Origin of the sequence: Mesorhizobium sp. M0815, from assembly GCF_040319995.1 — a bacterium.
In the GTDB taxonomy this organism is placed as follows: Bacteria; Pseudomonadota; Alphaproteobacteria; order Rhizobiales; family Rhizobiaceae; genus Mesorhizobium.
In genome coordinates this window covers 43,708-69,760 of the sequence record NZ_JAMYOU010000028.1, presented here as the reverse complement: position 1 = coordinate 69,760, position 26,053 = coordinate 43,708, and the positions used below count along the sequence as shown (strand labels likewise).

Here is a 26,053-nt window from a genome sequence, read left to right as displayed (position 1 = left end):
ATTGCCAATGGCTGGCCAAACAGCGATATCGACGCCCTCATGCCATGGAATTACCAGCGCTGAACGGCCTCAGCTGCCCGCTTACCTTCTTCCGGGCTCCTAACGGTAATGATTCAAAATGTGTCGCCGCCCGTCTGCGGCCCGCCGTTTCGCCCGAAATCAGGGAACGATATCGGCCCCCATGTATTAGAAATCAATGGACACTATGGAACCCCACGGCCACGGGATGGCGGCCGATATTTTGACGTCAGAAGTTGCCAACGCCAGGCAGCGCATTCACCGGACCGAGCTCGCGCTTCAACGCACTGAAGAAATGCTGGCCGAGAATCTCGCGATGTGCAGAAGAATACAGGCCGCGCAACGGCGCGTGGTAGAGGCGAGATCGCGGCTGACGAAGATCGATCCCTGCAGCGCTGACAGAGTTCGCACGGGTCACGCAGCGGTCCCTCCGGGCTGACTGCCACGACAGGACTGCCTGATCATCTCGACTTGGACCGCAGACCAGAACGCGCTTTCTAGTTGCCTGACTTTTCTGCCGAGCGATAGGCGTTGACGAGCCGCTCGACACGTTCCCGCGTCACGGTCTTCCACTGGTCGGAAGGTTTGTCTTTGCCTTTTGCGGGCAGGTCTGCCGACTGAACCAGGTCCGGAGATTGAGCAGGTCGACTGAGCAGCATCATCGGACGATCTCGTCCCGGCCTTCCGGCCAGCCCTTTGCGAGCGTAAGGTCGGACATCGGAACGAAAGTCGGCTCCGCGAATTCTACTGCGAGATAATTGGAATCGTCGCCCATGAGGCTCGCGACCCTCCACCTTGAAACTGCGAGATACGGCGACGTATTTCGCGCAGCAAGGCTCGCGCAGCTGAGGCGGGAAATGGTGAGGCATATCCAGCGCACAGACGCCTCGGCTCAAAAAGTCGAGCAAGCGCTGGCTAGGTTGGCCGAAGCAAACGCACCCATGGACCGGCTCGCGCGGCATCAGTAGGGCCACGCTCATGTCCGCCTCCGCATCGGCACGATGCTGCTGCAAGAAGCCAGGATTCTGAAGGCGCATGGAGGTCTTACTTCCTGACCGAGTCCTGCCAGCCGAATGGTATTGGAACATTCGGGGGGGAAGCAGCAAAACGGGCTCTCGCTACCATAAACGTAATTTAGACCCGCCCCTTGGCGGGTTTTTCATTTCCGTCGCCGAGTTGGGTGCGCGCGGTTTCGCGGCTGACGCCGCGTGCAATTGCCGCCGCAGCATCCTCCCGTTTGACCAACCGGATGGACGCGCCGAGATGATGTCCTTCATTCCACGCTTCGCTGGTCGGAGAAAACCCGAACGGGCACGAGGCGTGCTATTCGCTGTGGCGGTGAGCCTGACAACGTCGCTGTCGGCCACGGCGGAGCAGGTTTCCTCGGTGGATCTCGAACTGGTTCTTTGTGTCGATGTATCGTCTTCAACGAGCGAGACGGAACAACGGCTGCAGCGGGAGGGATATGTCAACGCACTGCTCGATGCCGAAGTGTTGCAGTCCATTAGAATCCGGCCGGCGTGGTAATGCCCATATCGGTCTCCTTCGACCAATATGAATCATAGGCCGTCCATCAAAGGAATCCTGAATCCCTTAATTCGCGACTGACTTTTAGCCCGGTGGCGGGGCAGCCACAGGGTGGACATTTCAGCCCACATGGAAAATGATCATGTTGCCATGCACAACACTGCAGTGCTCTGATCTCGACGAGAAGCCTGAGCGTAGAAGCGGATCAACCGACCTCCGGTCCAGCGAGCGAGGACGCAAATGGACACCCCAGAGAATGGGCAATTGCATCGCGACGCGGGCGGGCGACCCCGTCGATCGGCCGGCTGGCTTGCCCGCGCCGCCATGTCGACGGCATTCCTGCTCGGCATGGCTTTCAGCAGCACTGCGTTTGCGCAGGACCAGCAGCTTCCCGCGGTGACGGCGGCCAAGCCGGTGGTCCGTGAAATCGTCGAGGACGACGAGTTCGTCGGGCGCTTCGAAGCCGTCGACCAGGTCGCCATCCGTTCGCGCGTCAGCGGCTATCTGGACAAGGTCAGCTTCCAGGACGGCGCACTGGTCAACAAGGGCGACCTGCTCTTCACCATCGACCAGCGTCCGTACCAGGCGGCTTATGATGCCGCCAAATCGCAAGTGGACGTCGCCAAGAGTCTGCTCGAATTCTCCAAGATGCAGCTGGATCGCGCCGACGAACTCGCCAAGACCGGCAATATCTCAACCGCGACGGTCGACGACCGCCGGCGGGAATACCTTTCGGCGCAGGCGCAGATGCAGGGCGCGACGGCTGCGCTGACGACGGCCAGCCTGAACATGGAATTCACCGAGATCAAGGCGCCCTTGTCCGGCCGCATCGACCGCCGGCTGGTGTCGGTCGGCAACCTCGTGCAGCCGGATTCTACCTTGCTGACGACCATCGTTACGCGCGATCCGATCGACTTCTATTTCGACGTCGATGAGCGCCTGTATTTCAGCTACGCCCGCGACGCGAAGGAGCGTGGCGGCAGCATGCAGGAAGGCGCCGGCGGGCTCGAGGTGGTGGTTCGCGTCGCCGACCGCGCGGAGGCGGTATTCAAAGGCAAGCTCGATTTTGCCGAGAACCGGATCGACAACGCGACCGGCACCATGCGGGTGCGTGCAAGTTTTCCCAACGCCGACGGCATTCTCCAGCCAGGCATGTTTGGGCGCATCAACGTGCCGGGGTCGCTGCCGCATAGCGGCGTGCTGGTGCCCGACAAGGCGATCGGCGCCGATCAGGATCGCCGCATCGTGTTCCTGGTGGATGAGGCCGGGATGGTGTCGGCCAAGCCTGTGCGCACCGGCCCGCTTCTCGACGGCTACCGGGTGATCCGCGCGGGCCTGACCGGCGACGAGACGATCATCGTCAACGGGCTGATGCACGCCAGGCCCGGCACCAAGGTGAAGGTCGAGATGGTGACGTTGCCGCCCAAGGCCGAGACCGCCGAGTTGCAGCAATGAGGTTCGCACATTTCTTCGTCGACCGTCCGATCTTCGCATCGGTCGTTTCGATCGTCCTGCTGATCCTCGGCGGGATTGCTTATACCCAGCTCCCGGTCGCGCAATATCCCGAGATCGCGCCGCCGACCATCGTCGTTCGCGCGCAGTATCCGGGCGCCGACGCCGAGACGGTCGCAGCGACGGTGGCAACGCCGATCGAGCAGGAGATCAACGGCGTCGAGGGCATGCTCTACATGTCGTCCTATTCATCGGGCGACGGGGCGATGGCGCTGACCATCACCTTCAAGCTGGGCACCGATCTCGACCAGGCGCAGGTGCTGGTGCAGAACCGCGTGTCGGTCGCCGAGCCGCGCCTGCCCGAAGAAGTCCGCCGCCTCGGCATCACCACCACCAAGACCTCGCCCGACCTGATGATGGTCGTGCACATGCTGTCGCCCGACAATACCTACGACCAGCTCTACGTCTCGAACTACGCCCGCTCGCGGGTGCGCGACATACTGCTCAGACTCGACGGCGTCGGCGACCTCATCATCTTCGGCGAACGCGAATATTCGCTGCGCATCTGGCTCGATCCGGAAAAACTGTCCGCCCTGGGGATGACCTCGGGCGATGTGGTGCAGGCGCTGCGCGACCAGAACGTCCAGGTGTCGGGTGGCTCGATCGGCGCGCCGCCGACCAGCACCGGCACGGCGTTCCAGTACACGGTCACCACGCAAGGCCGCTTCAACGACGCACGCGACTTCCGATACGTGATCGTCAAATCGACCGACGACGGCCGTCTGATCTCGCTGCAGGACGTGGCGCGCATCGAGCTCGGCGCCAAGGATTACGTCACCAACTCCTATCTCAACGGCAAACCGGCCGTGGCGCTCGCCATCTTCCAGCGGCCGAGCACCAATGCGCTCGCCGCAGCCGCGGAGATCCAGGACAAGATGAAGGAGCTTTCCCGCGACTTCCCGAAGGGGTTGAGCTACGACATCGTCTACAATCCGACCGAGTTCGTCGCCGAGTCGATCCAGGAGGTATACAAGACAATCCTCGAGGCGATGCTGCTGGTCATCATCGTCATCATCGTCTTCCTGCAATCGTGGCGCATGGCGATCGTGCCGATCGTGGCGATCCCCGTGTCGCTGATCGGCACGCTGGCGGTGCTTTACGCCGCCGGCTTCTCGCTCAACATGCTGACGCTGTTCGGCCTCGTTCTGGCGATCGGCATCGTCGTCGACGATGCGATCGTCGTGGTCGAGAACGTCGAGCGCAATATCGCCAGAGGGCTGGCGCCCAATCCGGCGTCGCACCTGACCATGGACGAAGTCGGAACGGCGGTCATCGCGATCTCGCTGGTGCTGATAGCCGTGTTCGTACCGACAGCCTTCATCCCCGGCATTTCTGGGCAGTTCTACCTGCAGTTTGCGATCACCATCGCGGTGTCGACGGCGATCTCGGCATTCAATTCGCTGACGCTTTCGCCGGCGCTGGCGGCACTGCTGTTCAAGCCGCATCACGCTGCGGCGGCGCCGCCGCGCTTTTTCCTGGCGCGGTTCGGACGGGCGCTCGCCGACGGCTTCAATCGCGGCTTCGACAGGGTCGCCCACTGGTATTCGAGCATCATCCGCGTGCTAGTCGGGTCGTGGATAACGATCGCCGCCATGCTGACCGTTTTCGCGGCCCTCATCTACGCCACGGTCTACATGGTGCAGGCGGTGCCGCGCGGTTTCATTCCGTCGCTCGACCAGGGCTATGCGATCGTCGTCGTCCAGTTGCCGGACGGCGCCTCGCTGTCGAGGACCGATGCGGTCATCCAGCAGGCGTCGCAGATCATCCAGAAAACGCCAGGCGTCGACTACGCAGTCGCCTTCGCCGGCTTCTCCGGCGCGACCTTCACCAACGCCAGCAACGCGGGCGTGATCTTCGCCAGGTTCAAGCCGTTTGACGAGCGACTGAAAGCCGGCCAGTCGGCGACCCAGGTCATCGGCAATCTGTTCGGCAGCCTGCAAAGCATCAAGGAAGCCTTCATTATCGCACTGCCGCCGCCGCCGATCCGCGGCGTCGGCAATGCCGGCGGCTTCAAGCTGCAGATCCAGGAGCGCAACAGCGCCGACATGCGGCAGATCCTGGCGCTTGCCAACGAAATCGCCGGCATGGCCAACAAGACGCCGGGGCTGACGGGCGTGTTCACCACGTTCTCCGCGTCGAGCCCGCAATTCTTCCTGGCGATCGATCGCGACAAGGCGCGCATCCTGAACGTGCCGATCCCCAACATCTTCGAGACGCTGTCGATCAATTTGGGCACCGCCTACGTCAACGACTTCAACGCTTTCGGGCGCGTCTACCAGGTGCGGGCGCAGGCCGACCAGGCGTTCCGCCTCGATCGCGCCGACATCTTGAAACTGAAGGTGCGCTCGGCGACCGGCGCGCTGGTTCCGCTCGGCACGTTGATCGAGATCCGCGACGTCACCGGCCCGGCGCTGGTCCAGCGCTACAACATGTACGTCTCGGTGCCGCTGCAGGGCAACGCCGCGCCCGGCGTTTCCACGGGCGACGCGCTGGCATTGATGGAAGGGATCACGGCAAAGACGCTGCCGGCCGGTACCTCCTATGAATGGACCGAGCTCGCCTATCAGGAGCGCAACACCGGCAATGCCGCTGTCTATATCTTCGGACTGTCGGTGCTGTTCGTGTTCCTGGCGCTGGCGGCGCAATATGAAAGCTGGGTGCTGCCGTTCGCGATTGTGCTGGTGGTGCCGCTCGGCGTGCTCGCGGCGTTGCTCGGCGTGTCTTTCCGAGGGCTGGACAACAACATCCTCGTGCAGATCGGCCTCATCGTGCTGATAGGGCTTGCCGCCAAGAACGCGATCCTGATCGTCGAATTCGCGCGCCAGGCGCAGGAACGCGGCCTGTCGGCCGCCGAGGCTGCCGTCGAAGCCTGCCGGCTCAGGCTGCGGCCGATCCTGATGACCGCTTTCTCGTTCATCCTGGGCGTCGTGCCGCTGATGATCGCAACGGGCCCGGGCGCAGAAATGCGCCAGTCGCTGGGCACCGCGGTGTTCTCCGGCATGCTCGGCGTCACCTTCGTCGGCCTGTTCCTGACGCCGGTGTTCTACGTCACGCTCAGGTCGCTGTTTTCACGGCGCAAGCCCCGTGCCGAGGCCGAGCCTTCGGGGCCGGCAGAGGCGCCATCGGAGACGGCCGCCGAGTAGGGTTACGAATTCGCCGCGTCGGGCGCGGCTTATCACTCCAGAAAATCGGCGGCGCGGTAACGGCCACGATCTGCGCGACAACCGCGACCTCTGGAGTCCTCGCTTGCGATGTCTGCTTTCAGGACGCGGCGAAGCTGATCTCTATGACCGAAATCAGGCGCGAAGCTGCCTTTCAACACCGGACCAAAGCGCTGGATTTTGATTCGTTTAAGATATCTGGCACGACCGAAGAGATTAGACTGCTGACCCCCGAATTTGATTCCCAGCAGACGGCTCTACTCAACCGCAGTAACGAAGCCTGAACTGGTAGATTATAGGGTCTGGGGAAAGGCGGTAGCGCTCTCCCGCTACCATCGCTCCCCCCGAACGGAGACGAGGTGGCCAAGGCCTTGGTCGACCATGTTTGACAGGTATCCATCAATCAGGATCGACGGCTGCTCGCCTGCCTTCGGCGGGTAGACTGTCACGGTCGACACGACGTCGCGGACGATCTTCTTGGCTTCTTCCGAGACGAAGCCATTCTCTCCGATCGCGGCGGCGAGCGCTTCCAGATCGCGGATGTAGCGGGCGACAAGCGCCGGCTTCAGCGTCACGACCTTCGGCGGCTGCGGCAGCACGGCGAGCTCGGCCTCGAGGTGCTGGCGCTCCTCGCGTAGCACTGGCAAGCGCTGCTCGGCTTCGGCTTCCGAAATCATGCCTTTGACATAGGCGTTCAGCACGCGGTCGTATTCGCGCCTGGCGGCGTCGAGCCGCTGGGCGGCCTTTTCGCGAGGCGCCCTGCCCCGAATAGAGCTTTTGATGCTCGTCATTGTAGGCAGCGACATAGTGGTCGATCAGCGCCTTGTCGTTCAACCTGGCGCGCAACCCGTCGATGACCGTCGCTTCGATATGATCGAGCGCATAGGGCCTGACATTGGTGCATGAGCGCGATTCCTTGGCGCGCGTGCACATGATGCGCGTCAGGCGACCCATCCTGTCCTTGACCGACATGCCCGACCCGCAGGCGCCGCAGCGCAGCGGGGTGTGCCAGCGCAAGTGCCTCACGTCGGCGATTTCCTGCCTCGATTCTCCTCTGAGGAAATGCTAAATTAGTCATTGCTTGGGCAAAGAGAGGGAGGTCTTTATGCGTGCATTTGCAATTTTTCTGTTAGGCGGCGCTTTGACTAGTTTTGTGTGTGCGTCCGCATGGGCCGGCAAGCTGCCGAAGGACGCGGTCGAATTAACCGCAGCCGAGGTCAAGGCGATATATTCAGGCAAGACCGGTATTTATGACGTCTCTAGCATTTACTATGCATCTGACGGCACAACCAAAGGAATCTTTGGCAAACCTAAGGTAACGGCAACTTTTAAGGGCACTTGGAGCGTAAGTGGCAATGAGATGTGCGCCAAGAATAAGCCAAAGGGTGATCCAAAAATCTACAGGGACTGCAACAAATTTTGGCGTTCTGGAAAAAGGATATATGACCTTTGGTCTGTCCACTATGATGGATCAAAGCCGGATCTAAAGAGCGGGTATGTTACCACTACCGTTAAGAAGCTTAAGGACGGAGATTTAGTGGCGAAAAAATACGCTGCTGCAGGCGGGGAGTGACAAAAGCGACAGGAACACGCAAGGAAAAAGCCCGCCACCGTGAGGCGGCGGCTTAGCAGTTCCGTCTGGGTGCCGGTTCAGTGGCGCCCAGCGGGCCCTTCAAGGAACTCCATGAAGTTTTCCACCGCTCTGTCCGCTGGCGTTGACCGGGAGTTGCAAGCACTGAGAATGGCGGCGGCGATTTTCAGCATATCGGTGCGACTTCCAACAATCTTTGATACCACGGCATTTTCTGTGCCGCCGTCATAAGTCGAGCGCTGCAGGACATGCAGCGTCAGCCTGAGATTGTCGCCCATAAATTGGAGTGGGCCGGCACCAGTGACGAACGTGTCAGAGACGCAGAACGGTTCGACGGTCGGGACGGCGCTCATGATGCCGCCTTTCTGGCCTTGGCGTCGGCCATCGCGTTGTCGATACACGCTCCAGCCGCTTCGTTCAGACGTTCGGCGAGGTCGCGGGCGATCATGGCCAGCGCGCTTATTTGGTCCGCCAAAGCGACCCTCTTCCCGTCGCGCTCGAACTCCTGTTCCATGGTCTGGCCATAGAGCACTTCGAGCAAGTGGTGCAGGTTCCCAGTATCGAATTGCAGGTCGTCGAGGTCATCTGAAGGCGCGGTCATGAGGCGGCGCCCCCGAGGGTTTCGTAGTAGGCGTTCTTAACCTTCCGCGTCATCTGCTCTGCAATGGTGGCAATGAAGAAAAGGCGCTCCCCCTCGCTTGGGTCAGAACGAAATTCCCGTCAGGTACTGTGGAAAAGACCTCCAGCATGGTCAGCAAGACGTCGGCCACGTTGTCCGCGTCACAGATCAGCGGCTCCAGATCGGCGAAGGTCATCTTCTCCTTGGCGGCGCTCATTTTGGGCAGAATCTGAACTTGGAGTTGGCCAGCAGTTCTGTAGCCGAAAGTGGAGTTGCGGCTCCGTGGCTCGGAAGGTCAGAGCCAGACCTTCAAGCGCCCCGCGAGCATCGGCATGAACTATGCCCCGAACCGGACTTATCCCAAAAGTCCGAAATGCCTGCTCTCGAGCCAAATCTGGCGATCCGCTTCCTGGCACAAGTGTGCGGCTGTCGATCCGTTGCGTCATTCGATCCTGTACGCAACGCCGGATCAAAGCGCTCTCCTCTGCAGTTGTTGTTTGGGATCCCGGGCTCGTGCCTTGTTGCCGAAACGGATTCCGGCGTAGGGCGAGGCCCCCGCAAAGCCGACATTGACGTCGCGGCAGACGTTCGTCGTCTGCGGGTCAGACTTTTCGTTTCGGGAACTGCGCGATTGCGCCAACTTCGGACGTTCAGCTTCCCTACTGCTACGGCAGGTGTAATCCTGGTTAGAAGCCTCAGCGCACCGTTCACGTCGAGAGGTGAGCGCATCAGCCTAGCGACTGGACCCTTGGCTAGGAACTCTCCGTCGTTCACATGTCGAGACCAGAGAAAGACGATGAACTCCGCAGACTAAATCGCAGACTAATTTCTCTCTCTAGTCTGCGATGTCCTTCTAAGTCATTGAAATGTTGGCGCGCCCGGAGAGATTCGAACTCCTGACCCCAGATTCGTAGTTTGCAGCTACGCCGCATGCCGGCGAAAATGGAAGACGCGTCTTCGATAGTGGGTATTGCGATGTAGCGGTCTCCCGCTACCAAATTCAGATATTTGTCCAGCCCGGAGACATGGGTAACAGTTTGTACCTAAGACATGGGTGACAATCTCGTGCCGAACGGATTGCCGATGGTCTGCAACGTCCTCTGTTCCAGGTCGAGATATCCCAGATCATAGTGCATGAAGCTGACGAGCCAAATGCCTCCGGCCAAAAGCCAAAAGTGTTACCCATGTGTCCGGTACAAAATGTCACCTATGTCTCGGGTCGCTCAGCCTGCCATATGCATCGAGATCGTAGCCGAATGCAGCCATATCGGGCGTGGCGCTGTAGCCGAAGGCTGGTGAGGTCGGAATCAGAAAGGCACCTGCGCTCAACGGCCATTCGCCCGGCGGACCCGCCAGATGACGTTACCGACGTCGTCGGCGACGAGCAGTGCGCCAGTCTGATCGATAGCAACGCCGACCGGACGGCCCATCGCCTCGCCATTACGCCCGATGAAGCCAGTGAGCACATCTTTCGGAGGACCGCTCGGTTTGCCGCCATGGAACGGCACGAAGATCACCTTGTAGCCGCTGTGCACGCTTCTATTCCACGAGCCGTGCTGGCCGACGAAGGCGCCGTTGCCGTAGGTCGGACCGAGCCGGGCGCCTTTGGAGAAGGTCAGTCCCAGCGAGGCGGTATGAGAGCCCAGGGCGTAATCGGGCTTGACCGCCGTCGCCACGAGATCGGGGCGCTGCGGCTTAGCGCGTTCGTCGACGTTCTGTCCGTAGTAGCTGTAGGGCCAGCCGTAGAAAGCGCCGTCACGAACCGAGGTCATGTAATCCGGCACGAGATCGTCGCCGATCTCGTCACGCTCGTTCACGGCGACCCAAAGCTCGCCAGTTTCAGGATTCCAGGAGAGCCCGTTCGGGTTGCGCAGGCCCGAGGCGAAGACCCGCGTGCGGCGGGTCGACCGATCCACTTCAAGGACAGTGGCGCGGTTCTTCTCCGCGGCTATGCCGTTTTCTCCAACGTTGCTGTTGGAACCAACGGTGACATAGAGCTTGCGTCCATCCGGACTTGCGATCACGTCCTTGGTCCAATGATGGTTGAGGTCCCCGGCCGGCAAGTCGATGATCTTTTCCGGCGACGTGCTGACTCGGGTCTGGCCATTGGAGTAGGGGAAAGCGACGAGCGCGTCGGTGTTCGCGACAAAGAGCTTGCCTTTGGACAGCGTCATGCCGAAGGGCGAATTGAGGCCTTCCGCGAACGTCGTGCCCACATCCGCAATGCCGTCGCCATCGGTGTCGCGCAGCAGCGTGATGCGATTGGCGCTTTTGGTCGCGGCGCCAGCCCGCTTCATAGCCAGGTCCATGAAGACCTTTCTAAGACTGAAGCCTTCGTCATGCTTGGCAGGGGCATTGGTTTCAGCAACCAGAACGTCGCCGTTCGGAAGCACATGCAGCCAGCGCGGATGGTCGAGGCCGGTGGCGAAGGCGTTCACTGTCAGCCCCTTCGCCGGGGTCGGCATACCTCCTTTCTGCCAGCCTTTCGCCTCGGCGATGTTAACAGTCGGGATCAGCGTCGGTCTTGGTTTCGGTAAAGTGGGGTTGGGGCCATAGCCGGTTATTGCCCCGGTTTTTTGCGCCGGGATGCCGGCGCAGCTTGCCATGACGGCGCCCAACACCGCTACGAGTACGCTCCCTCGGAAGCCGGCATGCATCGGACGTCCTCCGCATGGATATGTGTCGCGCTCTTTGTGCAAACGGAAGTCAGTGGCTTATTCTTCCAATTGCTTCGAAAAAAACAGCGGCGCTCGGATCCGAGGGCCAGGAATTCGCGACAGATCTGCTCTCGGCAGAAATATGGCGCGAGAAGATTGTGGCAACCGCGCGAATATCTGTCGCGCAATATGAATCTCAGATTCGTATCGCGCGAAATCGATACGGCTTGCGCTTTTCGGTATCGAGTTGCTCATGGGCCAACATGCGTTCGAATGGAACGAGACCGTGAACGGCGGGACCCACAATGACCCACCGATTGCACCAGCCGGTGAACCAGCTGTTGTTGCTGCTTAGCAAGACGCTGCAAATCTGCTAAAGTCTGCGATGGGAGGAGACGGATATCCAATCACTGCCGATAGCACAGCCAAATGTAGCTAAGGCGACACCCGGCGCATCACTTCCGCTCGCCTATTCCCTCGCGACGCTCTGCTGGCTCCTGTCCGCCGGCGTCTATATTGCCGCCAAGTGGGTTGCCCCCGAGATGCCGCCTTGGGCGCTCTGCTTCTGGCGGCTGACGCTCGCCTGCGCGATCCTGCTGCCTATCGTCCATCGTCATCACGGGGCGATGCTCGTGCTGATCCAATCCCGGGTGATCGAGGTGCTGGCCATCGGCGCCATCGGGCTGACCTTGTGTCAGGGCATGATCTACACGGGCCTCAACTACACCAACGCGACAACCGCCGGCATCATCATGGCGCTGTCGCCGATCATGACCATGGTGCTTGCCCGCTTCGTGCTTGGCGAGCCCCTCGGTGTCTGGAAAGCGCTTGGAGCGCTGGTCGCTCTGGCTGGGATGGTGGTGATCGTGGCGCGCGGCGACCTTGCCGCGCTGATGCAGCTACGGTTCAATCCCGGCGAGTTGTGGATCGTCGGCAGCGCGCTTTGCTGGGGCCTCTACACCGTGCTGCTGCGTCGCGCGAAATTCGGCATTGAGCTTCTGCCGATGGTGGTCCTGCTGCTGGGAGCCGGCGCGCTGGCCGCACTGCCTCTCTATCTCTGGGAACTGTTTTCCGGGGATCGTTCGGCGCTGCATGCGAACGGCCTTCTGGCCCTCGCCTATGTTGCCGGCCCGGGCGGCGCTCTGATGTACTATCTCTACAACCGCAGCGTCGAGACGCTTGGCGCCGGGCGCGCCAGCATGCTGCTCTATCTGCAGACCGCCTTCGTCGCCGTGCTCGCTTATCTGTTCCTTGGCGAAAGCTTGCACGACTACGATCTCGCCGGCGCCGCCTTCATCGTCGCCGGCCTGCTGCTCGCCACCGCGATCAAGCCGAGGCAGCGCACGGTGCGTGTCGCGTAGCGAACCTCAGCACCGTCGCTTCGGCCAGCAATTCGTAAGTCTTTGACAGTCCTTTCGGCCGGAGCGGCCCATGAGAGCTGCGTCACCGGTCGAGCTCCGTAGGAAGAGGCTGCCGCGAAGGCCGCCTTCGATTTTCCTATCCGGCCCTGACGATCCGGAACCCTTCGACTTCCGCAATGACCGGCAGACCCTTCCATCGCTCTATGTCGTGCAGGACGATCAGTTGCCCAAGATCGCCGCCGATCGCGGTGTTGATGCGGTCGATGGTCTTCAGCTGCTCCCAAACACTGCCGACGGCATTGTTCAGCGGCGCATAGACGCCGTCGTGCTTGTGTCCGGTGATCTGGCGCTTCGAATAGACACAGTCGCCGGAGACGACCAGTTTGCCCCGCGCGGACTGGACGATGACGAATTGCTGTCCGATCGTGTGGCCGCTTCCCAGCCGTACATGGATGCCCGGCAGCACGTCGTCCTTGTCGCCATCGATCAGCGAAACGCGGTGTTCGACCGATGCATCAAGGGCGGCGCGCAACGTGTCGGGATCGATGATGGCGGTGAGATAACCGAACCGCGGCGGCAATGCGATCGCCTCATACCAGGACAGCAATTCGCTTTTCTGGATATAGAGATTTGCATTCGGGAACTCGGCGATCGATCCCATGTGATCGAAATGCGCATGGGTCACAAAAATGTCGGTGATCGCGCCGGCTGCAATGCCAAGCTCGCCCAGCATGCGAACCGGCGAAATCCAGTGGGGAATGTCGAACTTCAGCGAGAAGGCTGTGCTCGTTTCCTGAATGAAGCCGGTGTCGACCAGCACGTTGCGGTCGCCATGGCGTAGCAGGACAAAGGAGAAGGGCAGATCGACCTTGCCATCGTCATACATGCCTGCGACGAGATCCACCCAGGGCTGCTGCTTCGATCGGGCGAATTCGACGACGTAAACCTCCCAATGCGTGTTTTCGCTTGTCATGCTTTCTCCTTCAGCGTTCCGCCAGCGAGCGGCCCAGGCTCGCCATGCCCACGGCAATGATCAGGATGGCGCCCTGCAACACATATTGCGAGAAGGTCGGGGCGCCGAAAATGTTGAGGCCGTTGAAGCCGAAGGCGATGATGAGAGCGCCGACCAATGTGCCGAGCACATGGAATTCCCCGTCACGCAGCGTCGCCGAACCAAGGAACACAGCCGCGAATGCGGTGAGCAAGTAGGAGTCCGCGGCGCTGGCCGTGCCGCTGCCGAGACGCGAGGCAAGCAGTATTCCGGTCAGCGCCGCGCACATTCCCGAAATGACGAAACCGAGGATCTTGATACGATCGACATTCACGCCGGCAAGGCGGGCAGCCACCGCATTGCCGCCCACGGCCTGGATCTCCTGGCCGAGCGGCGTTCGCTCGACCAGCACCCAAAGCCCGCCGAGAACGAGGATCATGACGATGATGTTGTTGGGAATGCCGAACAGCCAGCGGCCAAGGGAAAGCTGGAGAAATGCCTCCGGCACGCCCGCCACAATGGGAACGCCGGCGGAATAGGCGAAGGCCAGGCCTGTAAGGATCGTTCCGACGCCCAGCGTCGCAATGACGGAATTGACCTTGATCTTGGTGACGATGAAGCCGTTGACCAGACCGATCACCGCGCCCAGCGCGATGACGATGACCACCGCAAGCGGGATTGGCAGCTTGTCGTGGACGACGAAGCCGGTGATCAGAATGCCGTGCAGGCTGGCGGCAAAGCCTATGGAGAGATCGAGTTCGCCAACGACAACGGCCAGTGTCAGCCCGCCGGCAATGATCATGGCCAGCGAAGCCTGGTTCAGCACATTGGTGAAATTGCCCACGGTTGGAAAGGCGGCGGGCGACAGGATCGAAAACGTGACGATCATCGCCAGAAGCCCAATGATCGTCCCATAGCGGGCAAAGATACCGAGCGCCGCCTTGGTTCCGGGCGACAGACGCCGGGCGCTTATCGCAACATCGCTCATCAGGGATGGTCCTCCATCAGTGCTTAGGGTTCGACATAGCTTGCCTCGACGATTGCCTTCCGCGACATGGCTAGGCCGGTCAGCTCGCGAACGATGCGGCCTTCCGCCATCACCAGAACGCGATCGCACAGCTCAGGCAACTCGTCCGGTTCCGACGAAATCACCAGAACCGCCATTCCTGCCTCGGCTTGCTGGCGGATCAGTCGGTGGATCTCGGTGCGCGCTCCGATATCGACGCCTCGCGTCGGCTCGTCGAGGATCAGCACCTTCGGTATGCGTTGGAGCCAGCGGCCGATCGCCACCTTCTGCTGATTGCCGCCGCTGAGACGGCCGACCGGCGTGCTCGCGTTCCGCGCCTTTATCGACAGGGCGCGGATCATCTCGCCGGCCATAGACGTGCGGGCGCGGCGGTTCATCAGCGGCAGGTAGCGACCGAAAGCGACCCTGTCGAGATTGGCGATGCTCAGATTGAAGGCGATACTCTTGGACAGGAAGAGCGCTTCCGCCCGGCGCTCCTCCGGGACCAGCCCAAGCCCCACCTGGACGGCCGCCGCGGGGGAAGAGGGCGTATAGGGCCGGCCCATCAGCGCCATCTCGCCGCTGTCCGGCCGGTCCGCCCCGAAAAGCAGCCGCGCGAGCTCCGTTCGTCCGGCGCCGACAAGGCCGCCGATGCCCAACACTTCGCCGGCGTGAAGCTCAAGGCTGACGCCGCGGACTTTCGGCACCCGCGTCAGGTTCTTCGCTTCCAGCACGACACGCCGCGTGCCCTTGCGGTGGCCGTCCTTTGAGTGTCGCGAATTGCACCGCCGACGATCGCCTCGACCAGCGCGGGGCGGTGGAGCGCGTCTCCGGCGAGTTCGGCGACGGAGCGGCCATCGCGGAAGACCGACACGCGCGTGCACAGGTTCAGGATCTCGTCCAGCCGGTGCGAGATGTAGAGCACCGACACCCCTGACGCGGAAAGATCGCGGACAATCGCAAACAGCCGTTCCGCTTCACCTGCGGCAAGCGATGCGGTCGGTTCGTCCATGACGATCAGGCGCGCCTTGCGCACCAGGGCGCGGCAAATGTTGATCAGCCATATCTCGGCCGTCGAAAGTCCCTTCACGCTGGCGTTGAGCGGCGCCGATATGCCGACGCGACCGGCGATCGGCGCAACGTCACGCGCGATTGCACGCCAATCGGTCAGCCCGAAGCGCGTTTTCTTCGGGACGCCCAGCATGATGTTCTGCAGCACGGTCATGCCCGGCACGAACGCAAGCTCCTGATGGATGAAGCTCATGCCGAGTTCGGTCGCCCGTTGCGGCGTGCCAATCTCCTGGCGGCGGCCGTCGAGCTCGATACGACCGGCGTCGGGATGGTTCAGTCCGGCGAGGATGCGGATGAAGGTCGACTTGCCTGCACCGTTGGCGCCGACAAGGCCATGGATTTCACCCGGCGCAATATCGAGCGATACGCCTTTCAGCGCTTGGGTGCCGCCGAAGGCCTTTGCGATATCGCGTGCGACCAGCAATGGGACCGTCATTTCAGCGCCGCCCGGCTGCGGCGCACCTCTTGTGAACGCCGCCGCCAAACCAAGTCCTACTTTATGGCTTCCGGATGGTCCTTGAGGAAGGCGTCGACGGTTTCCTTGGTCACCAGCACCGCCGGAACCTCGGCTGCCTTGGCTTGCCATGCGCCGCCTGCGTCCTTGATGTCCTTCAACATCTTGACCATGTTGTAGCCCTCGGTGAAGCTGTCCTGCCAGGCCGTGGCGGTCATGAAGCCATTCTTGATGTTCTCCAGCGCCTGGGCATTGCCGTTGATGCCGTAGACGAGAACGTCGTCGCGCCCCTGGGCGCGCAACGAGCCGATAGCGCCAATCGCCGGGTCGTCCCAGCATCCCCAGATCGCCAGGTTTTCCTTGCCGGCCGGATGCGACGCCAGCCACGCATTGGCGTACTGGGCGCCGTCCTCGAAATAGCCGGGAATACGCACCTCGTTCTTGGTGACGGTGATCTCGGGGTGTTTGGCGACGATCTCGTCCATGACGACTTCGCGGTTCCGGCAGACTTCGCCGGTCCGGTAGGTGAGCGCCAGTATCGAGCCCTTGCCGTCCATCTTCTTGACCATCAGATCCACGACCGGAATCGCCATCGGGCCGCCCGAGCCGTTGGTTGCGGCAACGGTCGAGCCGAGCCCGCCGCCCCAGGTCACCACAGGTATTCCAGCGTCGCCTGCGGCGGCCAGACCGGCGCCGATCGACGAATAGGGAAACACCATGTCGATGATCGCATCCGCCTTGAGCTGCGCGAAATTCTGGATCGCCGCGTTCGCCTGGTCGGCGCTGCCGGCGGCATCCACGACGTTGGTCTTCCAGCCAAGCTCGTCGGCGGCCTTCGTCGCGCCCTGGATGTAGCGGACATTGTTGGCCTCGGTGGCGCTTATCGACACAACGCCAAGAAGCGGCTTGTCCTGCGCGGCAGCGCTGGCCGTCGCGAGCGAGAGCGCTCCTGCGGCAATAATGCAAGCTAGATTTTTCATGGAGTTCCTCCCTTCGCCTAGTCTGCCGTCAGAGCCCCTTGACAGCAAACCGTTTCGCTAACGTCCTGCAAAACGCAGTCCAATGCAAGCATGAATCCGCTGGACACAGGGATAAATCTGAACCAAAGTTCAGCGAAACGATTAGCTATCGGGGCAAAATGGCCACCATCAAAGACGTCGCCAGAACGGCAGGCGTATCGACTGCGACGGTTTCGGCCGTCATGAACGATACGGCCTTTGTCAGTCCCGAGCTGAGGGCTCGCGTCGTCACCGCCATTCGCGAGCTGCGCTATGAACCGTCGCTGGCCGCCCGCAATCTGCGTCGCAACCGCAGCCAGCTGATCGCCCTTGCGGTGGCCGATCTCTCGAACCCGTTTTACGCACGCATCGTCTGGTCGGCCGAGGCAGCGGTCGCGGCATGGGGTTATTCACTCGTTCTCTTCAACAGCGATGAAAAGCCCGACACCGAACGGCGCATCCTGTCGCGGATTCGCACCCTCGGTTGCGACGGAATGGTTCTGGTTCCGGTGGGCGCCGCAAATCAATATCAGCCGCATGAGTTCGAAGGCATCGCGACCGTTCTTCTAGGTCGACCGATCGAAGGCAACAGCGCCGATACGGTGAGCATAGACAATCGGGCAGCCGGCAGGCAGGCGGTCGACTACCTGCTCGATCTTGGGCATCGCCGCATAGGTTCGGTCACCGGGCCGATGCAACTGTCGACCAGCAAGGGCAGGCTTGACGGCATGATCGACGCGATGGCCGCGCGGGGATTAACTCCGCAGCCTGGCCATGTCAGGTCCGGCGAATTTCGCGAGGAGGCCGCCTATTCGGTGGCCCGCGACATGATGGGTTCGCCCGACCGTCCCACGGCGATCTATGTCGCGAACGGCGTCATGGCGATCGGCGTGATGCGCGCCATTGCCGATCTCGGCTTGCGCTGTCCGCAAGACGTCTCGGTCGCCTCTACCGACACCGTCGCAGGCGCCGGAGGCCTGAAGCCGCGACTGACGAGAACGGAACATCCCATTGCCGACATGACCAACGAAGCGCTGCGCCTGCTCGTCGACCGCATCGAGGAAAGAGTGTCGGAGCCCGTGCGCAACATCGTTTTTCAGCCGGCACTGATCGTTGGCGAGAGCTGCGCGCCGCTGCGTAAGGATATCGGGTGACGGACCCGCAATGGTGCGGAACAACGAGCCTCAGAGCACCGCTGAAGCGAAGCCGGATCATCGAAGCCGGCCGTGCTGGACAATGGCCCGCCGACGCCCAGATCGACCTTGAGGAGCACGAAGTCGTCTTGGCCGACGGCCGCACCCCACATCAACTCCGCAATGGCCGAGCAGTTGCTCTCATTTTCGGCGAAGATCGGCTGTTCGAGGGTCGGCCCAAACAAGGTCGGAACGATACTCGCGCACAGCACACCGCCGCACCTAAGGCGCTACGCCTTGACCAGCGACATTGGTCGATCCCGTGTCAGTCGATCCGAATGCTTGAGACCCCAGTGCGCAAGCGGAGCAAGAGCGTCGTCCAGCTCCAGACCTAGGTCAGTCAACGAGTATGCGACGCGAGGCGGAACCTCCCCAAAATCGTGTCGGTCAAGGAGTCCGTCCGCCACCATCTCTCGCAAATGCTGGATGAGCATCTTCTCGCTCATGTCGGGAATAAGGCGACGCAACTCGCCAAACCGCCGCGGCTGCTTCCGGCAAAGCCAGAGGATCGTGCCTTTCCACTTGCCGCTGATCACAAGGAATGCCGGCCCCAGGCCGCAGGCTTCAGGTAAGTTCGTTGCCATCACATCGCTCCGATAGGGTACCTACAAAATAGTAGGTACTTGCCAAACCGGCGGTAAGTCAATCACCTTGCGCCTCCCTCGTGGCGTTATCGCGCCGCAGGCAAGCAAAAGGACTTTCCCATGGATATCCCATCCAAGAATTTTTCCGCCGCACCCGATCCACGACGCTGGATTGCATTGGCGGTACTTTGCGTAGCCTTCTTTATGGTTTGCCTTGACGGACAGATCGTCCTCCTCGCCTTACCCTCGATCGAGGCACAACTCGGTTTCACCCCATCCGCGGTGCAGTGGGTGATGAGCGCCTACATGCTGGCTCTGGGCGGGCTTCTTCTTCTCGGGGGTCGAGTATCGGATCTGTTGGGTCGGCGGCGCCTGTTCATGGCGAGCACAGCTGCTTTCCTTGTCGCCTCGCTGGCGTGCGGGCTTTCCGGCAATCCAGGATTTCTCATCGGTGCCCGGGTTGTTCAAGGAATTGCCGCTGCCGTATTGACCCCCAGCGCCCTATCGATCCTCATGACCACCTTCGAGGGAAATGAACGGAATCGAGCCCTGGGGCTATGGTCCGCGATGGGAGCCGGCGGGGCCACCGCCGCGCTGCTGGTGGGTGGACCGCTTGCCGATTGGCCCGGTTGGCGCTGGGTGTTCTTCATTAATGTCCCCATCTGCGCCATGATCCTGGGGCTCAGCCCGTTCACGCTGCGCGAGAGCCGTGCTATCGGCAGCCGCGGTGGCTTCGATCTCGGCGGCGCCGTGACGATTACCGCGGCGCTCGTGGCATTCGTACTGGCGATCACCGAGGTTCCCAGCGTTGGCTGGGCCCATCCGAAAACCCTGGGCCTGTTGGGTGCAACGCTCGGACTGCTCGGCGCATTCGTGCTGATCGAAAGGCGGGTGAATAACCCGCTTGTTCCCCTTGCCATCTTTCGGTCTCGCTCATTTGTCGGCGGGAACCTGACCATGCTCTTCGCCGGGGCGCTCGTATTCGGCATGGCACTTTTGGTGTCGCTTTATGCCCAGAAGGTCCTGGGTTACTCGCCGCTTGTCGTTGGCCTTGGCACGATGATCTATGCAATCCTGTCGATCGTCTCCTCAACACTGACGGGTAAATGGATCGGTCGGGCCGGGGCGCGTGCGATTGCCGTGATCGCCATGCTCTTGATGGGCGCTGGGTGCGCACTCTTCACCTTCATTGTTCCCGAAGGCACCTACCTCGCGCATCTGCTTCCGGGCTTGATCGCCTTCGGGCCTGGTATCGGAATGGCTGCCGTTGCCGGTTCCGTTGCAGCTCTCTCGAAGGTCAAGGAAGCCGACGCAGGCCTCGCGTCCGGGATAAACAGCGCGATGTTCCAGATTGGCGCTGCTCTGGGGGTAGCTATCACCGCCACCGTCGCTGTCTCGATGACGGGGACGTCGGATACCCCCGCAGCACTGACCGCAGGGTATGCGGCGGGCTTTTGGGCCTGTGTGATCATTGCCGCCACCGGTGCAACGCTTGCGCTGCTCCTTCTTTCGCGGGACAGAACGCCGGCCCCTGCGCCGGTGCACGTCGGGGTATGAGGAATTGGGGAGCCGCCGTCGCGGCTCCCCTACCAGATGCGCAAACGCGAGGCGGCACAGCCTGCGACGGGCCATATGGGTTGCATCATACAAGTCAATATGTAGGCTGTGCCGATGCTTAGACGCGTCTACGAAACCAGAACTGCTCAGCAGCGCGCGCCCCGGCCCGATCGAGTTCCGCGACGCCTTGGGCCGACAGCGAATCGAGTTGTAGTTGCCCCGCGTCGACGACGATACGCTGGCTGACGTCGCCGACGTGGTTGCCCAGCCTGGCTCAGCGCGGCCAGAGTTGTGCATTAGATATTTGAGGTCCACATGCCGCTGCTTGGCGGCAACGCATCGAGGAGAGCAAGATGGTTATTCGTCAATGGCGCGCTCGCGCCGCGGCGTCCAATCCGCACGGTTATCCCAACCACTTCAGAACCAGTGTCCTTCCGGCATTGCTCCAGACGGCCGGATTTCTCGGAGCGCAGTTGAGCGTGCGCAAAGTTGATGCCGAAATCGAATTTCAGGTGCAGACCCGGTGGCAATCGATGGAGGCCATCGGCAGATTTGCCGGGTCAGATGTCGAAAAGGCGGTCGTCGAACCGGGCGCTGTCGCCGAGCTGCTCTCCTTCGATCCGCGTGTATGCCACTACGACGTCATTGAGGACGCAGGGAAGTCGTCCGGATCAAGCGGAGCCTGACCGAGTGTTCCAGCCATCATCCCGTGCAAAACTCGAATTCCAGCCGACCGCCGGGAGTGTATCCCGCATCGCCGCGCGAGGAGAGGATGACGAACCGCTTGCCGGCGGGCAGCGAACCCCGAAGCTGGGTTCATTTTGGACGCTGGTGCACCGCCTCCCCGGGAGGCCGAGAATGTCGGCAGCGGCGAGGGATATGGCGCCATCCACGACGGCTTCACCCGCCTTTCCCGCTCTTTCGCCGGATCAGCTCGAAAACACCTGAAATATCCTCATCTCCGAATCCGCCTCCCACCCGTTTGCGGAACAGGTCCAGCATGGGGTCGAGCAGATCGGTCGCGACGCCCTGCTCCCGGGTAGCTGTGAGGATGTTGTCCAGTGAGGCGGCCTGCATCCCGAGGTTCGACACCACATTCACGCAATGCCTGCCGCTGTCGATCTTCTCCGCATATCCCGGCAGCTCGCCCATCATCGCGGTCATCCATGGGCCAAGGAGCTTGAGGAAAGCGCCCGCGCCAATGCCTTCGGAATCTACGAGCGCGGTAGCGTGGAAGAAGCCGGCGAAAAGGCCATACATGCCGCTAAGAAGGGCCAAGTCGTGCAGCGATGCCAGCCCGGCATCCCCGCCGAGATAGTTCGCGGCGCCAAGCGCCTCGAGCGTTCGGGCGTGCGCATCGAAGGCCGCTTTGGAGCCGCTGTAGAGGATAAGCGCATGTTCGCCGCCGATCATCGGAGGCGTCGCCATGATGCCGCCGTCGAGATAGGCGGCGCCCAGCTTGGCAATCCGCTCGGCCGTGGCGCGCGCCTGTGCCGGCGTGCCGTTGGTCAGATTGACCAGCGAACGCCCGGAGAGCGCCGATGCCGCATCATCGATCACCGAATCCGACGCGGCATAGTCCAGCACGCACATCACGGTGACGTCGCTTGCGGCGGTCGCGTCGGCGGCGGACTTCACCTCGCGCGCGCCTTTGGCAAGCAGTGATGCGGCCTTGCCGGGCGTGCGGTTCCAGACCGTGACCGTGTGGCCCTGCGAAAGAAATCGGGCGGTCAGCGCCTGCCCCATGGCCCCGAGGCCGAGGATCGAGATATTGGCCATGTACGTGCGTCCTTCTACGTTCCGAATTGCAGCCCCGCCCCACGGCGGCGGCTACAAAGAGATGCAATATTGGACGCAGAAGCAGTAGTGGGTTATCTGTAGACCTATCGTCCACATTTAGGAACGATGAGAGCTCCGGATGCTGAATCTCAACGACCTCCTCGTTTTCGTTCAAGTAGTTGATCATGGCGGCTTCGCTGCGGCGGGGCGTGCCCTGGGCATCCCCAAGTCCACTCTCAGCAAGCGGCTCTCCGAGCTGGAAAAGGCGATTGGCGTGCGTCTGGTCCAGAGGACCTCGCGCAGCTTCACCGTGACCGAGATCGGCCGAGATTTTCATCGTCATGCCGCCGCCATGCTGATCGAAGCGGAGGCGGCCGAGCATGTGATCAAGGGTCGCCTTGCGGAACCGAGCGGAACGGTGCGGATCACGGCATCGCTGCCGATCGCCCAGTTCCGTCTAGCGGCGATCCTCCCGCGTCTCGCAGCGAGCTATCCGAAGGTCCGCATCATGCTCGACGTCTCCGACAGGTTCGTGGACATCGTGCAGGAAGGTTTCGACATCGCCATCCGCAACCACTTCGCCCCGTTGCCGGATACCGAACTCGTGCAACGTCGCATCGATTACGACCCCGCCTGGCTCGTCGCCTCGCTCGACTATATTCGGAAGAACGGCATGCCTTCTCGACCCGAGGAAGCGAACGGGCTCGATGGGATTATGGCATCGTCGTCGGAGAGGGTCTGGACGCTTCACGATGGGCAAGGCGTCGTTGCGGAGGTCACGCCATCTCCGCGCTATATCGCCAACGAAACCGTCTCCTTGCGGGAAGCCGCGAGGGCCGGGCTCGGCGTGGCTTGCCTGGCGGGCAGCTTCTGTGCGCCGCTGATCGAGTCCGGCGCGCTTGTCCGCATCTTACCGGACTGGACAGCGCGTGGCGTGGCGACGACTCTGCTGATGCCGCATCGTCGCGGGCAGCTCCCCTCCGTTAGGGTCGTTGCCGACCATCTGATCGCTGAACTCTCGCAACGGCCACAAGGTGCAGACCCAATCAATGCAGACTGATAGTCCTAGGGCGGGTACGTTGGAATCCTGGGCCGATCGCTGGGGCGTCGTGGGCGCCGAAGTGTGATGTCCGCTTACGTGCGACCAGACCCCAAATGTCGCAAAATGAGGGCCGAGCCGTCATCGCCTCAAAGGATTCGAACTCAATCAGTCGCCGCCCCTGCTAGGCTGGCGTGCTCTGGCCGGCGCGTGCGCCGTAGGCGGCGGCAAATGGCGGTGTTTGGTGCACCCGAAGGGATTCGAACCCATGACCTCTGCCTTCGTACGGCAAGGTTTACCTGGAACGTAGCCATATCATCGCAGTCGGCTGTTGTGGCGCAGCACGAGGCCGACCGCGCCGAGCAATGCATCGTTCTCCGTGTGCTTGCCAACGATTATCCGCGTGCGCAGCGCGGGCGCCACATCGCGGGACTTGATGAGCGTGTGGCGTTCATATGACGCGATCAGTGGCGCCAGGAGAATGTCGCCCGCCAAGGCCATGCGGCCGCCGATGATAATGAGCGGCGGATTGAGCACCGAACCGATCAAGCCGAGCCCACGTCCGGCGAACTCGGCGGTGTCCTCGATCATCCGCAGCGCCCTTACGTCGCCCTGCTCGGCCATCATGATCACGTCGTCCATCGTGACCGGCCGCCGCACGATGCGCGAAATCTGCTCGAGCGGCCGGGCAAAGCTGGCATAGAGCTCCAGGCATCCGCGATTGCCGCACCGGCAAAGGTCACCGCTGGGATCGATGCTGATATGCCCGAATTCGCCGGCGCCGCCGGCGATGCCGCTCACCAGCCGGCCATGCTGGACAATGGCCCCGCCGACGCCCAGATCGACCTTGAAGAGCACGAAGTCGTCTTGGCCGACGGCCGCACCCCACATCAACTCCGCAATGGCCGAGCAGTTGCTCTCATTGTCGGCGAAGATCGGCTGTTCGAGGGTCGGCCCAAACACATCGCGGATGTTGACCCCGGCCCAGGTCGGAACGATACTCGCGCGCAGCACCACTCCTTCGCGGCTGACTGGGCCCGAGACGGAGACCCCAACCCCCAGGAGCCCCGCCATCGGCAGACCGTTCTCTTCATAGCATCGGGCAATTACTGACTTGGCGAGCTGCGCCGCCTGCTGCGGCTGGTAGTCCAGGCCCATGGAGATAGTTTGTTCGACAATGAAAGAATGCGAGACGTCGGCGACGACGCATCGCATTTCGTCGAGGCCCAGATGGATGCCGACGCAGGTGCCCGCAGCGGGATTGAGCGTCAATGCCGTGGCAGGCCTGCCGATACCCCTGGCCGCGTCATGATGGGCCGAGGATTCGATCACCATCCCCGATTTTCTCAAGCCATTGAGCGCGGTTGAAACCGTCGACCGCGCCAAACCGGTAATGCGGGTAATTTGCGACGCAGAAAGGACGCCGCGCTCACGCAGGCATCGGACGATCAGGCTCTCCGGCGACGCGGACGGCCTGTCGATCAGCCAATTTCTAAGCGAAGGTTTGTTCATGATGAGCACAAAGGACGTTGACTGATAGCCCAAATATGTCATCTTGGAAAGAACGGAGATTACTGCATCTCACCGGCCACGACCTCAAATCGCGGGCCACAAGCGGTCGATACGAACCGTGCATCACATATGGGAGTGAAACGATGAAATATCTGAGGACGGCCTTTGCGGCCGCTACCGCCTTCACCTTGCTTACCGGAGCAGCACTCGCGGAGCCCAAGACCAACCTCTTGCACCAATGGGCGACCGGATCGGACGCCCAGGCTATCGCCAAGCTCGGCGAGATGTTTACCGCCAAGGGTGGCACCTGGCAGCAAACCTCCATCGCCGGCCATACAGCCAACACATTGGCCAAACTGCGTGCCGATGTGATCGCCGGCAACGCACCTCCCGCTGTACAGCTCAAAGGCCCCGAGATCGCCGAATGGAACGAGACGGGCATGACAGCTAATCTCGACGACCTGGCGAAGGCGGAAAATTGGGAGAAGGTCGTCGCTCCCGAATTGCTGCCGGTGATGAAGCCGACGGGGAATTGGGTGGCGGCGCCGATGAACATCCACCGCATCAACTGGCTGTGGGCATCGCCAAAGGTCATGAAGGATGCGGGCGTCACCGAGATGCCGAAGACATGGGCGGAATTCAACGCCGCCTGCGACAAGATCGTGGCCAGCGGCAAGATCTGCATTTCGCACTCGACCGCCGACTGGACCGACTCGACCGTTTTCGAAGTTGTCGTGTACGGTCAGGACCTCGATCTGTACAAGAAGGCTTTCGTCGAGGGCGACGTCGAGGCGATGCGCAGCGACGGCATGGTCAAGGCCTTCGAGCAGTTCCGCACCATGACCTCGAAGTACATGGATCCCGGCATGAACGGACGCGACTGGGATACCATGTCGCATCTGGTCGGCCGCGGCGAGGCCGCCTTCCACATCATGGGCGACTGGACGATCGGCCTGCTGACGGCTGGCGGCTTCAAGGAGGGCGCCGACTATGTCTGTGCCCAGGCGCCGACCGATTGGGGCAAGCCCGGCTTCATCCTGAATTCAGACTCGGTCGTGTTCTTCAAGCAGAAGGACCCGGACTACATCGAGGGACAGAAGCTGCTTGCCAGCATCATCCTGTCGCCCGAGTTCCAGACCATTTTCAATCAGACCAAAGGCTCCATCCCGGCCCGCCTCGACGTCGATCTTTCGAACGGCTTCAATCCCTGCCAGCAACTCTCGCAAAAGGATCTGCAAGCCTCGATCGCCGCCGGCACACTCGTCCGTTCGATGGCGCACAACATGACGGTTCCGCAAAAAGTCCGCGGCGCAATGATGGATACCATCACCGAGTTTGTGGCGACGCCGGATATGAGTGCGCAGGACGCGGCCAATGCCATGGCGGATGCGGCAGAAGCGCAGAAGTGAAGCTGCCGATGATG

The 26,053-nt window shown here is 61.8% G+C and carries 27 protein-coding genes and 3 pseudogenes; 11 read left to right on the top strand and 19 right to left on the bottom strand.

Annotation, left to right across the window (positions count from 1 at the left end):
- Positions 1-247: 247 nt before the first annotated feature.
- Both NKI01_RS24930 and NKI01_RS24925 read right to left on the bottom strand, forming a co-directional pair.
- Positions 248-436 (bottom strand): hypothetical protein, encoded by a 189-nt coding sequence (locus NKI01_RS24930; protein ID WP_352482032.1) that lies wholly within the window; start codon positions 434-436, stop codon positions 248-250.
- A gap of 79 nt (positions 437-515) precedes the next feature.
- Complete coding sequence (locus tag NKI01_RS24925) at positions 516-680, bottom strand: hypothetical protein (RefSeq protein ID WP_023719283.1); 165 nt, start codon at positions 678-680, stop codon at positions 516-518.
- Positions 681-1,053: 373 nt separating this feature from the next.
- Between NKI01_RS24925 and NKI01_RS24920 the strand changes: the two genes are divergently transcribed.
- The 4 genes from NKI01_RS24920 (at position 1,054) to NKI01_RS24905 (ending at position 6,502) form a co-directional block, all read left to right on the top strand.
- Positions 1,054-1,545, top strand: coding sequence for a DUF1194 domain-containing protein (locus NKI01_RS24920; RefSeq protein ID WP_352642748.1), 492 nt, complete (start codon positions 1,054-1,056; stop codon positions 1,543-1,545).
- Between the two features lie 324 nt (positions 1,546-1,869).
- Positions 1,870-3,000 (top strand): efflux RND transporter periplasmic adaptor subunit, encoded by a 1,131-nt coding sequence (locus NKI01_RS24915; protein ID WP_352482102.1) that lies wholly within the window; start codon positions 1,870-1,872, stop codon positions 2,998-3,000.
- Positions 2,997-6,200, top strand: a complete 3,204-nt coding sequence (locus tag NKI01_RS24910) for an efflux RND transporter permease subunit (RefSeq protein WP_352591652.1) — start codon at positions 2,997-2,999, stop codon at positions 6,198-6,200. Before NKI01_RS24915 ends, NKI01_RS24910 begins: the two co-directional genes overlap by 4 nt.
- 143 nt (positions 6,201-6,343) lie before the next feature.
- On the top strand, positions 6,344-6,502 hold the full coding sequence (locus NKI01_RS24905; RefSeq protein WP_352482029.1) for a hypothetical protein: 159 nt from the start codon (positions 6,344-6,346) through the stop codon (positions 6,500-6,502).
- 45 nt (positions 6,503-6,547) lie between these two features.
- Here NKI01_RS24905 and NKI01_RS24900 read toward each other — a convergent pair whose 3' ends face one another.
- Both NKI01_RS24900 and NKI01_RS24895 read right to left on the bottom strand, forming a co-directional pair.
- Entirely contained in the window at positions 6,548-7,009 is a 462-nt protein-coding gene (locus NKI01_RS24900) for a hypothetical protein (protein ID WP_023719289.1), read from the bottom strand.
- Positions 7,010-7,070: 61 nt separating this feature from the next.
- Positions 7,071-7,244 (bottom strand): annotated as a pseudogene (locus tag NKI01_RS24895) (recombinase zinc ribbon domain-containing protein); the annotation flags it as partial.
- A gap of 79 nt (positions 7,245-7,323) precedes the next feature.
- On the opposite strand from NKI01_RS24895, the gene NKI01_RS24890 reads away from it, so the two are divergent.
- Positions 7,324-7,791: a DUF995 domain-containing protein gene (locus tag NKI01_RS24890; RefSeq protein WP_156948081.1), complete on the top strand. Its 468-nt coding sequence runs from the start codon at positions 7,324-7,326 to the stop codon at positions 7,789-7,791.
- Between the two features lie 77 nt (positions 7,792-7,868).
- On the opposite strand, the gene NKI01_RS24885 is transcribed toward NKI01_RS24890, so the two are convergent.
- The 5 genes and pseudogenes from NKI01_RS24885 to NKI01_RS24870 form a co-directional block, all read right to left on the bottom strand.
- Positions 7,869-8,162 carry a hypothetical protein gene (locus NKI01_RS24885; RefSeq protein ID WP_352482028.1) on the bottom strand — a complete coding sequence of 98 codons (294 nt, stop codon included), beginning with the start codon at positions 8,160-8,162 and terminating at the stop codon, positions 7,869-7,871.
- Complete coding sequence (locus NKI01_RS24880) at positions 8,159-8,410, bottom strand: hypothetical protein (RefSeq protein WP_352482027.1); 252 nt, start codon at positions 8,408-8,410, stop codon at positions 8,159-8,161. Before NKI01_RS24880 ends, NKI01_RS24885 begins: the two co-directional genes overlap by 4 nt.
- 49 nt (positions 8,411-8,459) lie before the next feature.
- On the bottom strand, positions 8,460-8,645 hold the full coding sequence (locus NKI01_RS24875; protein WP_023720306.1) for a hypothetical protein: 186 nt from the start codon (positions 8,643-8,645) through the stop codon (positions 8,460-8,462).
- 826 nt (positions 8,646-9,471) lie between these two features.
- Positions 9,472-9,585 (bottom strand): annotated as a pseudogene (locus tag NKI01_RS30890) (transposase); the annotation flags it as partial.
- A 168-nt stretch (positions 9,586-9,753) separates the two neighbouring features.
- A complete protein-coding gene (locus NKI01_RS24870) occupies positions 9,754-11,085 on the bottom strand; it encodes a PQQ-dependent sugar dehydrogenase (RefSeq protein ID WP_352918991.1) in 1,332 nt (443 codons plus the stop codon).
- 401 nt (positions 11,086-11,486) lie between these two features.
- Here NKI01_RS24870 and NKI01_RS24865 point away from each other — a divergent pair, with 401 nt between their 5' ends.
- Positions 11,487-12,446 (top strand): DMT family transporter, encoded by a 960-nt coding sequence (locus tag NKI01_RS24865; protein ID WP_352515704.1) that lies wholly within the window; start codon positions 11,487-11,489, stop codon positions 12,444-12,446.
- Between the two features lie 136 nt (positions 12,447-12,582).
- Here NKI01_RS24865 and NKI01_RS24860 read toward each other — a convergent pair whose 3' ends face one another.
- The 5 genes from NKI01_RS24860 to NKI01_RS24840 are packed head-to-tail and all read right to left on the bottom strand — an operon-like array spanning position 12,583 to position 16,948.
- Complete coding sequence (locus NKI01_RS24860; protein ID WP_352590716.1) at positions 12,583-13,419, bottom strand: N-acyl homoserine lactonase family protein; 837 nt, start codon at positions 13,417-13,419, stop codon at positions 12,583-12,585.
- A 10-nt stretch (positions 13,420-13,429) separates the two neighbouring features.
- On the bottom strand, positions 13,430-14,425 hold the full coding sequence (locus NKI01_RS24855) for an ABC transporter permease (protein ID WP_352482025.1): 996 nt from the start codon (positions 14,423-14,425) through the stop codon (positions 13,430-13,432).
- A 23-nt stretch (positions 14,426-14,448) separates the two neighbouring features.
- Positions 14,449-15,177: an ATP-binding cassette domain-containing protein gene (locus NKI01_RS24850; protein WP_352965039.1), complete on the bottom strand. Its 729-nt coding sequence runs from the start codon at positions 15,175-15,177 to the stop codon at positions 14,449-14,451.
- A complete protein-coding gene (locus NKI01_RS24845) occupies positions 15,156-15,950 on the bottom strand; it encodes an ATP-binding cassette domain-containing protein (protein WP_352965037.1) in 795 nt (264 codons plus the stop codon). Before NKI01_RS24845 ends, NKI01_RS24850 begins: the two co-directional genes overlap by 22 nt.
- A 56-nt stretch (positions 15,951-16,006) precedes the next feature.
- On the bottom strand, positions 16,007-16,948 hold the full coding sequence (locus NKI01_RS24840; RefSeq protein ID WP_023720299.1) for a sugar ABC transporter substrate-binding protein: 942 nt from the start codon (positions 16,946-16,948) through the stop codon (positions 16,007-16,009).
- 158 nt (positions 16,949-17,106) lie between these two features.
- On the opposite strand from NKI01_RS24840, the gene NKI01_RS24835 reads away from it, so the two are divergent.
- Complete coding sequence (locus NKI01_RS24835) at positions 17,107-18,120, top strand: LacI family DNA-binding transcriptional regulator (protein ID WP_023720298.1); 1,014 nt, start codon at positions 17,107-17,109, stop codon at positions 18,118-18,120.
- Here the strand turns inward: NKI01_RS24835 and NKI01_RS24830 are convergent.
- On the bottom strand, positions 18,063-18,371 hold the full coding sequence (locus tag NKI01_RS24830) for an ROK family protein (RefSeq protein WP_156948117.1): 309 nt from the start codon (positions 18,369-18,371) through the stop codon (positions 18,063-18,065). The genes NKI01_RS24835 and NKI01_RS24830 overlap by 58 nt on opposite strands.
- Positions 18,372-18,389: 18 nt before the next feature.
- Positions 18,390-18,743 carry a winged helix-turn-helix transcriptional regulator gene (locus tag NKI01_RS24825; RefSeq protein WP_023720297.1) on the bottom strand — a complete coding sequence of 118 codons (354 nt, stop codon included), beginning with the start codon at positions 18,741-18,743 and terminating at the stop codon, positions 18,390-18,392.
- 120 nt (positions 18,744-18,863) lie between these two features.
- Between NKI01_RS24825 and NKI01_RS24820 the strand changes: the two genes are divergently transcribed.
- Both NKI01_RS24820 and NKI01_RS24815 read left to right on the top strand, forming a co-directional pair.
- On the top strand, positions 18,864-20,300 hold the full coding sequence (locus NKI01_RS24820) for an MFS transporter (protein WP_352482023.1): 1,437 nt from the start codon (positions 18,864-18,866) through the stop codon (positions 20,298-20,300).
- A gap of 353 nt (positions 20,301-20,653) precedes the next feature.
- Positions 20,654-20,986 carry an antibiotic biosynthesis monooxygenase family protein gene (locus NKI01_RS24815; RefSeq protein ID WP_352482021.1) on the top strand — a complete coding sequence of 111 codons (333 nt, stop codon included), beginning with the start codon at positions 20,654-20,656 and terminating at the stop codon, positions 20,984-20,986.
- 214 nt (positions 20,987-21,200) lie between these two features.
- Here the strand turns inward: NKI01_RS24815 and NKI01_RS24810 are convergent, their stop codons facing one another.
- A complete protein-coding gene (locus NKI01_RS24810) occupies positions 21,201-22,079 on the bottom strand; it encodes an NAD(P)-dependent oxidoreductase (protein ID WP_023720294.1) in 879 nt (292 codons plus the stop codon).
- 139 nt (positions 22,080-22,218) lie between these two features.
- On the opposite strand from NKI01_RS24810, the gene NKI01_RS24805 reads away from it, so the two are divergent.
- On the top strand, positions 22,219-23,139 hold the full coding sequence (locus tag NKI01_RS24805; RefSeq protein WP_023720293.1) for a LysR substrate-binding domain-containing protein: 921 nt from the start codon (positions 22,219-22,221) through the stop codon (positions 23,137-23,139).
- A 294-nt stretch (positions 23,140-23,433) separates the two neighbouring features.
- On the opposite strand, the gene NKI01_RS24800 is transcribed toward NKI01_RS24805, so the two are convergent.
- Positions 23,434-24,390: an ROK family protein gene (locus NKI01_RS24800; RefSeq protein WP_352965042.1), complete on the bottom strand. Its 957-nt coding sequence runs from the start codon at positions 24,388-24,390 to the stop codon at positions 23,434-23,436.
- A 66-nt stretch (positions 24,391-24,456) separates the two neighbouring features.
- Positions 24,457-24,630, bottom strand: a pseudogene (locus NKI01_RS24795) (ArsR family transcriptional regulator); the annotation flags it as partial.
- Between the two features lie 143 nt (positions 24,631-24,773).
- Between NKI01_RS24795 and NKI01_RS24790 the strand changes: the two are divergent.
- Positions 24,774-26,039 (top strand): ABC transporter substrate-binding protein, encoded by a 1,266-nt coding sequence (locus NKI01_RS24790; protein ID WP_352965034.1) that lies wholly within the window; start codon positions 24,774-24,776, stop codon positions 26,037-26,039.
- The last annotated feature ends 14 nt before the right edge of the window (positions 26,040-26,053 follow it).